Annotated in this window: 14 protein-coding genes; 5 read left to right on the top strand and 9 right to left on the bottom strand. The window is 70.2% G+C overall.

The features are described from left to right. A complete protein-coding gene (locus AB0B86_RS06170) occupies positions 1–858 on the bottom strand; it encodes a 3-hydroxyacyl-CoA dehydrogenase family protein (protein WP_357404903.1) in 858 nt (285 codons plus the stop codon). 176 nt (positions 859–1,034) lie between these two features. Between AB0B86_RS06170 and AB0B86_RS06175 the strand changes: the two genes are divergently transcribed. Then, complete coding sequence (locus AB0B86_RS06175; RefSeq protein ID WP_357404905.1) at positions 1,035–1,322, top strand: hypothetical protein; 288 nt, start codon at positions 1,035–1,037, stop codon at positions 1,320–1,322. A 43-nt stretch (positions 1,323–1,365) separates the two neighbouring features. Here the strand turns inward: AB0B86_RS06175 and AB0B86_RS06180 are convergent, their stop codons facing one another. Further along, a complete protein-coding gene (locus AB0B86_RS06180; RefSeq protein ID WP_357404907.1) occupies positions 1,366–2,145 on the bottom strand; it encodes a class I SAM-dependent methyltransferase in 780 nt (259 codons plus the stop codon). A gap of 54 nt (positions 2,146–2,199) precedes the next feature. Here AB0B86_RS06180 and AB0B86_RS06185 point away from each other — a divergent pair, with 54 nt between their 5' ends. Then, positions 2,200–2,589: a PPOX class F420-dependent oxidoreductase gene (locus AB0B86_RS06185; RefSeq protein WP_357404909.1), complete on the top strand. Its 390-nt coding sequence runs from the start codon at positions 2,200–2,202 to the stop codon at positions 2,587–2,589. Between the two features lie 84 nt (positions 2,590–2,673). On the opposite strand, the gene AB0B86_RS06190 is transcribed toward AB0B86_RS06185, so the two are convergent. Both AB0B86_RS06190 and AB0B86_RS06195 read right to left on the bottom strand, forming a co-directional pair. Further along, positions 2,674–2,883 carry a BldC family transcriptional regulator gene (locus tag AB0B86_RS06190; protein ID WP_007073996.1) on the bottom strand — a complete coding sequence of 70 codons (210 nt, stop codon included), beginning with the start codon at positions 2,881–2,883 and terminating at the stop codon, positions 2,674–2,676. 250 nt (positions 2,884–3,133) lie between these two features. Continuing rightward, positions 3,134–3,973 (bottom strand): hypothetical protein, encoded by an 840-nt coding sequence (locus tag AB0B86_RS06195; RefSeq protein WP_357411481.1) that lies wholly within the window; start codon positions 3,971–3,973, stop codon positions 3,134–3,136. A 193-nt stretch (positions 3,974–4,166) separates the two neighbouring features. Between AB0B86_RS06195 and AB0B86_RS06200 the strand changes: the two genes are divergently transcribed. Continuing rightward, positions 4,167–5,249, top strand: a complete 1,083-nt coding sequence (locus tag AB0B86_RS06200) for a Glu/Leu/Phe/Val dehydrogenase dimerization domain-containing protein (RefSeq protein ID WP_357411483.1) — start codon at positions 4,167–4,169, stop codon at positions 5,247–5,249. A gap of 299 nt (positions 5,250–5,548) precedes the next feature. Then, entirely contained in the window at positions 5,549–5,764 is a 216-nt protein-coding gene (locus tag AB0B86_RS06205; RefSeq protein ID WP_030332207.1) for a DUF3073 domain-containing protein, read from the top strand. Positions 5,765–5,900: 136 nt separating this feature from the next. Here AB0B86_RS06205 and amcA read toward each other — a convergent pair whose 3' ends face one another. The 5 genes from amcA to AB0B86_RS06230 form a co-directional block, all read right to left on the bottom strand. Beyond that, entirely contained in the window at positions 5,901–6,128 is a 228-nt protein-coding gene (gene amcA, locus AB0B86_RS06210) for a multiple cyclophane-containing RiPP AmcA (protein WP_357243548.1), read from the bottom strand. Next, a complete protein-coding gene (gene amcB, locus AB0B86_RS06215; RefSeq protein WP_357411572.1) occupies positions 6,097–7,200 on the bottom strand; it encodes a cyclophane-forming radical SAM peptide maturase AmcB in 1,104 nt (367 codons plus the stop codon). The genes amcA and amcB overlap by 32 nt, the downstream gene beginning before the upstream one ends. A gap of 126 nt (positions 7,201–7,326) precedes the next feature. Continuing rightward, entirely contained in the window at positions 7,327–8,481 is a 1,155-nt protein-coding gene (gene purM / locus AB0B86_RS06220; protein ID WP_357411485.1) for a phosphoribosylformylglycinamidine cyclo-ligase, read from the bottom strand. 59 nt (positions 8,482–8,540) lie between these two features. Beyond that, positions 8,541–10,079, bottom strand: a complete 1,539-nt coding sequence (gene purF / locus AB0B86_RS06225) for an amidophosphoribosyltransferase (protein ID WP_357411487.1) — start codon at positions 10,077–10,079, stop codon at positions 8,541–8,543. 166 nt (positions 10,080–10,245) lie between these two features. Then, positions 10,246–10,599 (bottom strand): sterol carrier family protein, encoded by a 354-nt coding sequence (locus tag AB0B86_RS06230; protein WP_357411489.1) that lies wholly within the window; start codon positions 10,597–10,599, stop codon positions 10,246–10,248. 323 nt (positions 10,600–10,922) lie between these two features. On the opposite strand from AB0B86_RS06230, the gene AB0B86_RS06235 reads away from it, so the two are divergent. Further along, positions 10,923–12,547: carboxypeptidase regulatory-like domain-containing protein (locus AB0B86_RS06235; RefSeq protein WP_357416321.1), on the top strand; the 1,625-nt coding region annotated here is incomplete at its 3' end.

Consider the following 12,547-nt stretch of genomic DNA (forward strand, 5'->3'; position numbering starts at 1 on the left):
TCACTGCTTGACCCCGCCCTTCCACAGGTAGAAGCCGTGCCCCGACTTCTTGCCCAGCCGCCCCTCGGCCACCATCTCCACGAGCAGCGGCGGCGGTGCGAAGCGGTCCCCGTACGCGGCCTGGAGGGTGCGGGCGATGTCCAGCCGCACATCGAGGCCGACCAGGTCGGTGAGCTCCAACGGCCCGATCGGGTGCCGGTAGCCGAGCACCATCGCCTTGTCGATGTCGGCGGGGCTGGCCACCCCGTCGGCGACCATCCGGATCGCCTCCAGCCCGAGGGTGACCCCGAGCCGGGAGGTGGCGAAGCCGGGCAGGTCGCGTACGACGACGGGGTCCTTGCCCAACCGGCCGGCGAGCGCGACGGCCGCGGCGGTGGTCTCCTCGGCGGTGGCCGGGCCGACCACGATCTCCAGGAGGGCCATCGCCCAGACGGGATTGAAGAAGTGCAGGCCCAGGAAACGCGCTGGCGCGTCCAGCCCGGCGGCCAGCTCACCGATGGCGATGCTTGAGGTGTTGCTGGCCAGCAGCGCCGGGTGTAGCGCCGCGGCGTCGCGCAGCACCGCCCGCTTCAGGTCGAGCCGCTCCGGCACCGCCTCCACGATCACGTCGGGGTTCGCGGCGACCTCCGTGAGCGTCGGGCGCAGGGTGACCCGCTGCCGATGCGTGGCGGCCTCGTCAGCGCTCAACCTGCCGCGCTGCACGGCCCGTTCCCACAGCTCGGCGAGCCGGTTCAGCGCGGCTCTGCCCCGCTCCGGGTCCACCTCGACCAGTTCGACGGCGTGCCCGGCCCCGGCCGCCACGTACGCGATGCCGAGCCCCATCGTGCCGGCACCGACGACCACGAAACGTTCGCTCATCACGCCTCCCTGTCCCGCCTGCCGGCGCGCGGGGTCCCCGCCACACCGAGCCGGGTGATTCGCCTGCTCCGCTCGCTCATGCTGCGACCCTAGACAGCGCGACGATCCGGACCATGCTTGGGGGAGCGCGGGATCGGGTAATGACGGCCCGTCAATCGAGGGAAGGACCAGTCGACATGAGCCAGGCACCGGAGCACGTCACCGACTCCGAGATCGTGGAGACCCGGGGCGACGAGCGGGTCGAGCTGCTGCGCGCGGACACCAACAACGACGGCAAGACCGATGTGTGGGTGGTGGACACCGACGGCGACGGCAAGGCCGACCTGTTCCAGTTCGACACCGACGGTGACGGCAAGGTGGACATCACCATGGTCGACATCGACGAGGACGGCCAGCCGGACGAGGTGGTCGACGGCGACGGTGGCCTCCCGCCCGAGCAGCTTCCCCCGACCGTCCAGGTCTGAGCGGTACGACGGCCCTCGCACCCGCTGGTGCGGGGGCCGTAGCTCACTCGGCGAGGCGCAGGGTGGCCAGGTAGTAGGGGGCGTCCCGGTCGTCCACATCGGTCAACTGCCAGCCGCTGCCGTGCACAAGCGCGGCGAACTCGTCGGCCGAACAAACCAGGTAGTCGAACCATTCGGTGCTCAGCTCGCGGTAGCGCAGCCGGAGCCGGAGTTGACCGCCGAGCCGGCCGCGCCGGCGGTTGCGCTCGTGGTAGCTGGTGTGCAGCGGGTCGCGGGTGCCGTACGGGTCGGTGCCGTGCGCGATGATCTGCGCTCCCGGTCGGGCCAGCGCGGCGAGTGCGGCCAGGAAGCCGGGGGCCCGTTGCCGCCCCTCGAACAGCCCGAGGTTGTTGCCGAGCAGCAGGAACGTGTCGTAGCGCCGCCCGTCGGCGACGTGCGTGTCGACGGTGCCGTGCACCAGCCGCCGGACACCACGACGCCGGCTGACCGCGAGCGCACCCGCGGAGGTGTCCAGCCCGGTGACCGGTACGCCGCGCTCCTGGAGCAGGAGCGCGATCCGGCCGGCGCCGGTGCCGATGTCGAGCGTCTCGCCACGTACCCGGTCCACGGCCCGGTGGTCGTACGGCTGCCACTCCGACGGCCCGTCCAGGTAGTGCGCGGCCGGAGCGCCATTGATCAAACCATCGTCCCGCTCGATGATCTCGATGACCGGCCGGGGTAGTCGGCCGCCGACCATCGGTCGGGGGCCCACTCCGGTGGCCACGGCGAGCGTGTCCCGCAGCAGTTCGCCGATCACGTCACCGATTTGAGGCTCAGCTGTCACGACGTTCACGCTATCTGTCCACTCAGCGGCCGGTAGCGGCCGTATCCTGGCGGCGTGACCACGCTGGACCGGCTGTCCGCCGAGAAGTATCTGCTGCTCACGACCTTCCGCAAGGATGGTCGGGCGGTGCCGACCCCGGTCTGGGCGGTCCGCGACGGTGAGGCGTTGGCGGTCTGGACCCGGGCCGACTCGGGCAAGGTCAAGCGGATTCGCAACAACGGCCAGGTGACAGTGGCGCCCTGCGACATCCGGGGGCGTCCGCACGGGGCGGCGGTGGCCGGGCACGCCACCATCTGTGGCGGCGCCGACACCGGTCGGGTCCGTGATCTGCTCAAGCACAAGTACCGGCTGGTCGGCCGGCTGAGCCTGTTGGGCAGCCGGTTGCGCGGCGGCGAGGGCAGCACTGTCGGCATCCGCGTGACGCTTGCCGAGGACGCGCGCTGAGGGTGTGGTCAGATTTCGCTCCGGACATGGAGAAGGGGCGGCGGATCGAGATCCGCCGCCCCTTCTCGAAAAAACTGGAGCCGTTCAGTCGCCCTGCCGTTGCTGCGGGATCTGACCCTGCAGCAGCGCCCTGACCTCCGACTCACGGTATCGACGGTGACCACCCAGGGTGCGGATGGCACTGAGCTTGCCCGCCTTGGCCCACCGGGTCACCGTTTTCGGGTCGACACGGAACATCGACGCCACCTCGGCCGGCGTGAGTAGCGGCTCTGGTTCGTGCGTTCGCGATGCCATCGGTCACTCCTCCACATGTATAGACATCGGCCGGGGTCCCGCCGGCCGACGCGTCTCCCATGGTCCGGCTAGTCCCCGATGTCCGACATGGGCCGAACGGATGAAGGTCCCTAGACGGACGGATGAACCATGCCCGATTTTTACGACTTTTACACGGCAGAAGCTACCTTATTCGGACTCATGATCACGGTTCGTGATGCGTCAACTACGAGCGCACCTCACCTTGGGAGCGCTACTACGACGGTTTGCCCTAGTTGCACCGCTCCAGCAGCTGCACCGCGCGCCATCTGGCCACCAACTTGTCGTACGCGGCGGACGCCTCCTCCGCCTCACCCCGCGACAGCCCCGCCAGGCCGTCGGCGACCAGCTCAGGCGAGTCGTCCGCCGCGAGAGTCTCGTCGGAGAGCAGGTCGACGAGGCCGCCGTAGTCCAGCTCGACAACCGACCGAGGGTGGAACTCCTCAAGCCAGCGAGCCGCCTCCTCCACCGCGTCGGTGATCGGGGCCTCGCCCACCGACTTACGCAGCACGGACAGCGCCCGGGACGACCGACGGCGGGCCTTGGAGATCTCCGTGCGGTAGCGCAGCGCCCGCCGGCCCGGCTCGGAGACCAGGTCCCGCTCGGCCGGCTCGAAGAGCACGAACCAACGCAGCGGTACGCCCCACGTGGCGATCTGCTCGTGCACCCGGGGCACCCCGTGCTCAAGCACCCGGGCCCCGCTGCGCCAGTCGTCGATCACCGCCCTGGCCTGCCCGGCGAGCACCGGCGGCACGAACGCGTCGGCGAGCACCGAGGGCACCCCGTCCCGGGCGCTGAGCGCCGCCTCAGCGACCCGGATCCGCAGGTTCCACGGGCAGACCAGCAGGCTGTCGTCCGTCTCCAGGACGTACGCCTCCTCCGGCAGGTCGGGCAGCCGGGTCCAGCCCGCACCCAGCGCCTCGATCACCGCCGTCCGCTGCCGGCCGGGGCCCTCGACCGGGGCCACCGCCCGCCCCTCCGAGACATAGCGGCGCCAGTAGCTCTGCCGGTCTCGGTCGAAGGCGGTCAACGGTTCGTACACGCGCAGGTAAGAAGCGAAGAGCGACGGCACGGCGCGATCCTCCCACGAACGGCACCCGTACAGGGTCAGCGGCCGGACCACGCGCGCCGCAACGTGGGACGGCGACGGCGCGTCGAGCACTCGCCCGGCGGCCGATACTAGGCTCGATCACACCGGCAGCATCCCCGCCGGCGTCCACCAGGTCCGCGTCCCACAAGGGCGCACCCCACTCCAGGAGCCAACCATGGGTGTATTCGCGAGCACCGACGACCCGGTATCGACAGGTCACGAACAGGTCGTGTTCTGCCAGGACAAGCAGAGTGGCCTGAAGGCGATCATCGGGATCTACTCCACCGCGCTGGGGCCGGCGCTCGGCGGCACCCGCTTCTACCCGTACGACAGCGAGGCGGACGCCCTCGCCGACGTGCTCGACCTGTCCCGCGGGATGGCGTACAAGAACGCGCTCGCCGGGCTGGACCTGGGCGGTGGCAAGGCCGTCATCTGGGGCGACCCGGAGCAGATCAAGAGCGAGGCGTTGCTGCGCGCGTACGGTCGCTTCGTGGAGTCGCTCGGCGGTCGCTACTACACCGCCTGCGACGTCGGCACGTACGTGGCGGACATGGACGTCGTGGCCCGGGAGACCCGCTACGTGACCGGGCGCAGCGTCGAGCACGGTGGCGCTGGCGACTCGTCGATCCTCACCGCCTGGGGTGTCTTCCAGGGCATGCGGGCGGCGGCCGAGCACGTCTGGGGCACCCCGAGCCTGCGGGGCCGGCGGATCGGCGTGGCCGGGTTGGGCAAGGTCGGCAAGTACCTCACCGGGCACCTGCTCGAAGACGGCGCCGAGGTGGTCGCCACCGACGTCAACCCGAAGGCGCTGGCGTGGGTGCGGACCAACCACCCGCAGGTCACCCTCCTGGACGACGCCAGCGCGCTGGCCGCCGCGGACATCGACGTGTACGCGCCCTGCGCGCTGGGCGGCGCCCTGAACGACGAGACGGTGCCGGCGCTGCGCGCCAAGGTGGTGGCCGGCGCGGCGAACAACCAGCTCGCCCACCCGGGCATCGAGAAGCTGCTGGCCGACCGGGGCATCCTCTACACCCCGGACTACGTCGTCAACGCGGGCGGCGTCATCCAGGTGGCCGACGAGATCGAGGGCTTCAACTTCGAGCGGGCGAAGCTGCGGGCGACCGGGATCTACGACACCACCCGCGAGATCCTGCGCCTGGCCGACGCCGAGGGCGTGCCGCCGGCGGTGGCCGCCGATCGGCTGGCGGAACGGCGGATGGCGGAGATCGGCCGGCTGCGCGGAATCCACCTGCGCTGAGCGTTTCCGGAGGCGGATCAACGGGATCCGCCTCCGGGCCCCCTTGGCCGGCTCGTCTGGGTAAGCTCAAGTCGGTCAATTTTGATGTGGTTTGTCCGGTGTCACGGGTGCTAACCGTTCCGCTCCTTACCCGGTACACTGGGTGACGGCCGGATCGACGCGACGCGCAGAGCCGGCTGACGGTAACCCGAGGTGCCGAACGTTGGCATCCCCATGTACCGTAAGAGCCACGAGAGATGCCTGACGTCATCGGGGCCCGCCTTCGGGCTGCCCCGCATTCTGTGCGAGGGGGTCGAGCCATGGGGCGCGGCCGTGCTAAGGCCAAGCAGACGAAGGTGGCCCGGGAGTTGAAGTACCACTCCCCGAACACCGACCTCACCGCCTTGCAGCGCGAACTGGCGGGTGCTGGTAAGTCTGAGCACCACTTCGACGACGACTCTAAAGAGTTCGTCGACGACGATGATGAGGATCACGCGGACGACGACCCGGATCCCTGGGTCCGTCCGACCCGCTGACCTCTCGACGCAATTGAGCACGCGGTAAGTCCGCGTGCTCACGCACGTTCGGTGCAGGTGTAGTAGCCGACGATCAGGGGCCTGACCCGACCGGAGTCACTCCGGTCGCTCGACAGGCCCCCGATCGTGGCTCGACTCAGCGTGGGCGGTTGTTCCAGTTGTAGAACGTCGGGATGTTCTCGAAGTGGTTCCAGGCGCACACCGCGCTGGCGCCGTCGCTTCCCGAAACCTCGGAACGCAGCCTCCGCGCGTCCTCAGCCTCCTGCAGCAGCGCGACGAGCGCGGGACCTGCCTCCCGTACCCGTTCGGTGACGCCGTCGTCCGCTTCGCGCTCAGGGCGCCGGTGACTGGTGGTCTCGGGCATGCTCCAACACTCCCTCCAATAGGCGGATCTTGCTGTTGCGGCAGTGCTCGGTCTCTGTGCCGTCAAAACGCCCCAGCTCGAAGTAACGGTTGGCGGCGTGACCACCCCCGCAGAAACCGAAGTACGGGCAGGAAACCCGGCACGCCTCCACCCCAGCCAGAAACTCGCCGACCCACGGCGTCGCCGCCGCACCGGCGAGGATCTCCGCCAGCGGGGTCCGCAGCACGTTGCCGCTGCTGAAGTCGCCGTAGCGCGGGTCGCTGAAGCCGGCCATCTCCGGCGACAGCACGATCACCGAGCCGTCGTGACCGATCGTCGGGATCGGGTCCAACTGGCGGGGTAGCACCGCGTCCGCCGAGTTGTCGAGCACGGCGGCGGCGTAGCGCAACGACCACTCGATCTCGCGCAGGTGGATCCGGGGCTCCCGACGCCAGGCCGCTACCAACTCGGCCCAGAAGCCGGTCACCGCCGCCGGGTCGTGGCTGTTGTCCCGGGTGTTGACCCCTTCGGTCTCCTCGATGTTGACGCCCAGCACGTCGCACCCCAGCTCGAGGAAGTATTCGTACAGCTCGGTGGCGAGCCCCGGCTCCGGCCGGGACACCACGGCCAGGGCGGAGAACGGCAGGCCGTGCCGACGCAACGCGTCGACACCCCGCAGGATCCGGTCGTACGCCGGCTGGCCGCCCCGGTTGACCCGGTCACCGTTGCGGGCCCGGGGCCCGTCGACGCTCACGCTCACCCGCATCTCGTGCCGGGCGAAGAAGTCACACCAGTCGTCGTCGACAAGAGTGGCGTTTGTCTGCACGTGATGCTCGACGTCGGGCCCGAACGGAGCCATCAGGTCGGCGAGGTGCTCCCGGCCGGCCGCCAGCGGCTCCCCGCCGTGCCAGACCACCGAGAACCGATTCGCCGCCGCCCAGGGGTTGACCGCCGCCGCGACCGCCGCGGCCACCGCCACCGGCATCCGCCGGTCGACGGCCCGAAACGGCAGGTAGCAGTACGTGCAATCAAGATTGCAGAGAGTGGTCGGCTGCATGACGACGTACGACGGGACGGCCGCCAGACCACGCATCCCGCTGAACGACTGTCCCCGAGCACCCATCACCCTCCCCCGCCTAGCCTGAGCCCTTCAGGCTAGGCGGCATTGGCCACTCGGGTGAAGCCCTCATCAGGTGCCCGTACGATCACCAGCATGTGATCAACCTCGGGTGTGCTGACCAACCATCTGCACGTTGCCGGTGCCCTCGATGATCTCGCCGGCCTGCCACGCCTCGACCCCACGACCGGTCAGGGTGGCGAGCGCGCGGTCAGCGTCCTCGGCCGACACGATCGCGAACATGCCGACGCCCATGTTGAAGGTCGACTCCATGTCCTGGTCGTCGATGCGGCCCTTAGTCTGGATCAGGTCGAAGATCGGCTGCGGCTTCCAGGTGGACCGGTTGACCACCGCGTCGACGTTCTCGGGCAGCACCCGCACCAGGTTGCCGGGGATGCCGCCACCGGTGATGTGGGAGAGCGCCCGCACCTCCGCCTCGGCGATCAGCTTGAGGCAGTCCTTGGCGTAGATCTTGGTCGGGGTGAGCAGCTCCTCACCGAGGGTCCGCTGCCGACCGAAGTCGTCGATCACGATGTCCAGTCGCATCCGGGCGGCGCCGAGCAGCACGTGCCGGACCAGCGAGTAACCGTTGGAGTGCAGGCCGGAGGAGCGCATGGCGATCACCACGTCGCCCACCTCGACCCGCTCCGGGCTGAGGATGTCGGCCTCCTCGACCACGCCGACACCGGTCGCGGAGATGTCGTACTCGTCCGGGCGGAGCACGCCGGGGTGCTCGGCGGTCTCCCCGCCCAGCAGGGCGCAGCCGGCGTAGCGGCAGCCGTCGGCGATGCCCGCGCCGATCTCGGCGACCTTGTCCGGCACGACCTCGCCGGTGGCGATGTAGTCGAGCAGGAACAGCGGCTCGGCACCACAGGCCACCAGGTCGTCCACGACCATCGCGACCAGGTCGATGCCGACGGTGTCGTGAATGTCCATCTGCTGGGCGATGACCAGCTTGGTGCCCACCCCGTCGGTGGAGGACGCCAGGATCGGGCTCTTGTACTTCTTCGTGTCCAGCCGGAACAGGCCGGCGAACCCACCGAGGTCACCGAGCACCTCAGGGCGGCGGGTCTGGCGCACCTTCGACTTGAGCAGCTCAACCGCGCGGTCGCCCGCGTCGATGGAGACTCCGGCGTCGGCGTACGAAACCGAGCGTTTGCGGGCCTGCCGGCTGGTGCCGGCCGTCCAGGGCTGTCGGTCGCCGCCGGCGCCGGTCGGGCTGCTTCCTGCGCCGCTGCGCTCGGACACGTGCGTCACGGTTCTCCCCTTTGGTTCTCGGTGCCGCGCCGACGGTGGCCGGGCCGCGCCGGTTGGTGCTACGGGCGGTTTGCGGTAACGCCACCCGGAGTGGCGACGGACGAGCCGTTGGTGTGCAGGGCTTCCGGCGACGAGTTCGTGACCCGTCGACCCACCCCTTCGAGCACGTGCTTGCCGATCAGGTTGCCAGCCGGCAACTCGATCGGGTACTCCCCATCGAAACATGCCCGACACAGCCGGGTCTTCGGCTGCTCGGTTGCGGCGATCAGGCCAGGAAGGGAAACGTAACCCAGCGTGTCGGCGCCGATGGAGCGCCGGATGCCGTCGTTGTCCAACCCGTTGGCCAGCAGCTCCGCCCGGGTGGCGAAGTCGATGCCGTAGAAGCACGGCCAGCTGACGGGCGGGGAGGAGATCCGGACGTGCACCTCCAGCGCCCCCGCCTCACGCAGCATCCGGACGATGGCGCGCTGGGTGTTGCCCCGCACGATCGAGTCGTCAACGACCACCAACCGCTTGCCCCGGACGTTCTCCCGCAGCGGGTTGAGCTTGAGACGGATGCCGAGCTGACGCAGGGTCTGCGACGGCTGGATGAACGTGCGACCCACGTACGGGTTCTTCATCAGGCCGGCACCGTAGGTGATGCCCGACGCCTCCGCGTAGCCGATAGCGGCCGGGGTGCCGGACTCCGGCACCGGAATCACCAGGTCGGCCTCGACCGGGTGCTCCTTGGCCAACTGCCTACCGATCTGCACCCGCGCCGCGTGCACGTTGCGCCCGGCGATCGTGGCGTCCGGGCGGGCGATGTAGACGTACTCGAAGAGGCAGCCCTTGGGCTCGGGCGCGGCGAACCGGGTGGAGCGCAGGCCGTTCTCGTCGATCGCGATCAGCTCGCCCGGCTCGACCTCGCGCACCACGCTGGCACCGACGATGTCGAGTGCGGCCGTCTCGCTGGCCACCACCCAGCCGCGCTCCAGGCGGCCGAGCACCAGCGGGCGGACGCCGTGCGCGTCACGGGCCGCGTAGAGGGTCGACTCGTCCATGAAGACGAAACTGAACGCGCCGCGCAACTGCGGCAGCACCTCCAGTGCGGCCGCCTCGACCGACAGATCCGGTCGGCCGGCGAGCAGCATGGTCACCAGGGAGGTGTCGTTTGTCGAACCGTCCGCCACGAGGCCACGCTCGGCGACCTCCTTTTCCAGCTCCGCGGTGTTGACCAGGTTGCCGTTGTGGGCCAACGCGATGGTCGTGCCGGAGGTGGTGGACCGAATCGTCGGCTGGGCGTTCTCCCAGTTGGACGCGCCGGTGGTGGAGTAGCGGGCGTGCCCGATGGCCAGGTGGCCGCGCAGGCTCGCCAGGGTTGGTTCGTCGAAGACCTGGGCCACCAGGCCGAGGTCCTTGTAGACCACCACCCCGGAGCCATCGCTCACCGCGATGCCCGCCGCCTCCTGGCCGCGGTGCTGTAGCGCGTAGAGACCGAAGTAGGTCAGGTTGGCGACCTCTTCGCCGGGCGCCCAGACACCGAAGACACCACAGGCGTCTTGGGGGCCGGGTCGTTGTGGGTCAAGGTCGTGGCTCAGCCGGCCGTCGCCTCGGGGCACCTACCGCTCCCTCATGCTGGTCTGGACCGGCTGGGCGGGATCACTGGCGGATCCACACTCGTCTGCCGGGACCACTCTCATCGCCTGACAGTGTACGCGAATCGCCATCGACACAGATAGTCACGTTTTCCATGCTGAGCGTAACCAGGAGTAGGACACCTGACGATCAGAGGGGCAGATAGGTCGAGAGGTCCGCCCGGACACCACTCATCTGGACGCGACCCTCGGTGACCGCCTCCGCCCACCCGATCCGCCCGGTAGCCAACTCCAACCAGGTGTCCGCAGCCATCTCGACCACGTTTGACGGATTTCCCCTGGTGTGTCGAGGGCCGGGTACGCACTGGATCGCGCCGTATGGTGGAACGCGCACCTCCACCGATCGGCCGGGGGCGCGCTCCGCGAGGATGGCCAACAGCGCCCGGACCGCCTCGCGGAACACCGGCCGTTCGGGTGTACGCCCCTCGTCGAGCGCCGACAACGCCGCCGCGACGGCAGCGGACTTACTGTGCGGAGAGGACACGAAGGGACGATACGACCCGCAGGCCAAGCACCTGACGTTGGCCCTGGGTCGCGCCAATCCAGTCGGACAAGGCATAGTTGCCGACGGCGTATTCGTACCGTGATGATCCCCGGCCCGGCGCCCCGCCGGTCAGAGGGAAGTCAGCCCGGAAGGCGGTGGACGTGTCAACACACCGACGTGCCTGGAAGCAGCGGGCCGGTGTGGTCGTAGCGCTGGTTGTCGGCGCTCTGCTCGCCGTCCCCGCCACACCCGCAATGGCCGCCAGGATCAGTACAGCTGACAACTCGACCTCGATCGACGCGGGCAAGAGCAGCACCGTCAACGTGGTCGTTCGACCGGACCAGGACGAGAAGTCCGCGGACATCGACGTCACCGACCTGCCCGACGGCGTCACCTGCGGTGGCTGCGGGCCGATCAACTTCGGTGACTCGAGCGAGCCGAAGCAAGTGACGTTGACCCTGACGGCAGCGGCCAACGCGCCCGCGGCCAACGGAAGCTCGGCGAAGATCACGGTGTCCGGCGGTGACTCCCGCACGCTCCGGGTGACGGTCAAGGCGGCGGCTGCTCCGCCACCCCCGCAGGTGCAGACCGTGCAGTCGGTCTCCGGCAAGGTCGTCGTCCAGGCCGACAACAAGGCGGTGCCGAACGCGGTGGTCATGCTGCTGGACAGCACCGGCAAGCGCTTCGACACCACCAGCGACGGCAGCGGCAACTTCCGCTTCACCGGCACCACGGACAAGCCGATCGCACCGGGTCGGATCGACCTGGGTGCCACCTTCGACAACGTGCAGGCCCGAAAGACGCTGAGCGCCGCCGCCGGGCAGGCCATCACCGGGCAACGGATCAGTCTCGCGATCAAGGTCGAGGTGACGCCCAGCGCCACGCCGTCCGCCACCACCGAGGCGACTCCCACCGAGGAGCCGGCCGACGAGGGCGCGGCGGAGGAGGGCGACGACGAGGCCAGCGCGGGCCCTCCGGCGAACGCCTCCAAAACCGACGAAGGCGGCAACGGCGCGGGCTCGTACCTGATCATTCTGCTCGGTGGTCTGCTGGTGGCCGCCGGTGTGGGCACGATCGTCCTGCTCTGGATGAAGCGCAAGGAGAACGGCGACGACGACGACGCGCCGGCCGCGGCTGGTGGCGGCGCTGTCGTGCCGCCGGCCCGGGGCGGTTACCGCGGCGCCGACGACCAGACCCGGATGGCTGGCGGCCGGCCCATCGGCGGCGCGGACCCGACCATGGTCGGCGGCGCGGCGCTGAGCGAGGCACCGACGATGATGCACCGCCCGGTGGTCGACGACGTCCCACCGGACCCGTACGGTGCGCCCGCGCAGGCGTACGGCGGTGCGGGACAGCAGGGTTGGGGCGGCGCCGGCTACGGCGAGGAGCCAGCACCCGGCGGGTACGGGGCCGGCGGCTACGGCAACGCTCCCGCGTCCGGTGGCGGTTACGGCAACGCTCCCGCCTCTGGCGGCGGTTACGGCACCCCGGCGGGTGCCGAGGGCGGCTACGGCGCCGCTGACGGCTACGGTGCGGCGCCCGGTTCCGGCGCTGGTTACGGTGGCGCTCCGGCCTCCGGTGACGGTTACGGCAACGCTCCCGCGTCCGGTGGTGGCTATGGCAACGCGCCGGCTTCCGGCGGTGGCTACGGCAGCCGCGACTACCCCGCCCAGGGTGGGGGGACCGCCGCCTACCCGCCGGCTCCCGCAGGTGGAGCGGCCTACGGCGAACGGTACGACGAGCCGACCGGCCGGTACACGGGCGACAACACCCAGTACCCGGCACCGGCGGACCCGTACGCCACCGGGGTCTACCAGCCCGAGCAGGGGCAGGGGTACGGCCAGCCCGACCCGGCTCCGTACGGCGGTCGGACCGCCGAGCCGACCGCCGGGTACGGCGGCCAGCAGTCGGGCGGGTACGACCAGGGCGGTTACGGCGGCCAACCGGC

It is taken from the genome of Micromonospora sp. NPDC049047, assembly GCF_040649135.1.
GTDB lineage: Bacteria > Actinomycetota > Actinomycetes > Mycobacteriales > Micromonosporaceae > Micromonospora.

Bases quoted from the DNA above. Each gene is read 5' to 3' on its own strand.
- amcA (WP_357243548.1), bottom strand. From the start codon at position 6,128: ATGCCCGAGACCACCAGTCACCGGCGCCCTGAGCGCGAAGCGGACGAC.
- AB0B86_RS06205 (WP_030332207.1), top strand. From the start codon at position 5,549: ATGGGGCGCGGCCGTGCTAAGGCCAAGCAGACGAAGGTGGCCCGGGAG.
- AB0B86_RS06200 (WP_357411483.1), top strand. From the start codon at position 4,167: ATGGGTGTATTCGCGAGCACCGACGACCCGGTATCGACAGGTCACGAA.
- amcB (WP_357411572.1), bottom strand. From the start codon at position 7,200: ATGCGTGGTCTGGCGGCCGTCCCGTCGTACGTCGTCATGCAGCCGACC.
- AB0B86_RS06190 (WP_007073996.1), bottom strand. From the start codon at position 2,883: ATGGCATCGCGAACGCACGAACCAGAGCCGCTACTCACGCCGGCCGAG.
- AB0B86_RS06175 (WP_357404905.1), top strand. From the start codon at position 1,035: ATGAGCCAGGCACCGGAGCACGTCACCGACTCCGAGATCGTGGAGACC.
- AB0B86_RS06170 (WP_357404903.1), bottom strand. From the start codon at position 858: ATGAGCGAACGTTTCGTGGTCGTCGGTGCCGGCACGATGGGGCTCGGC.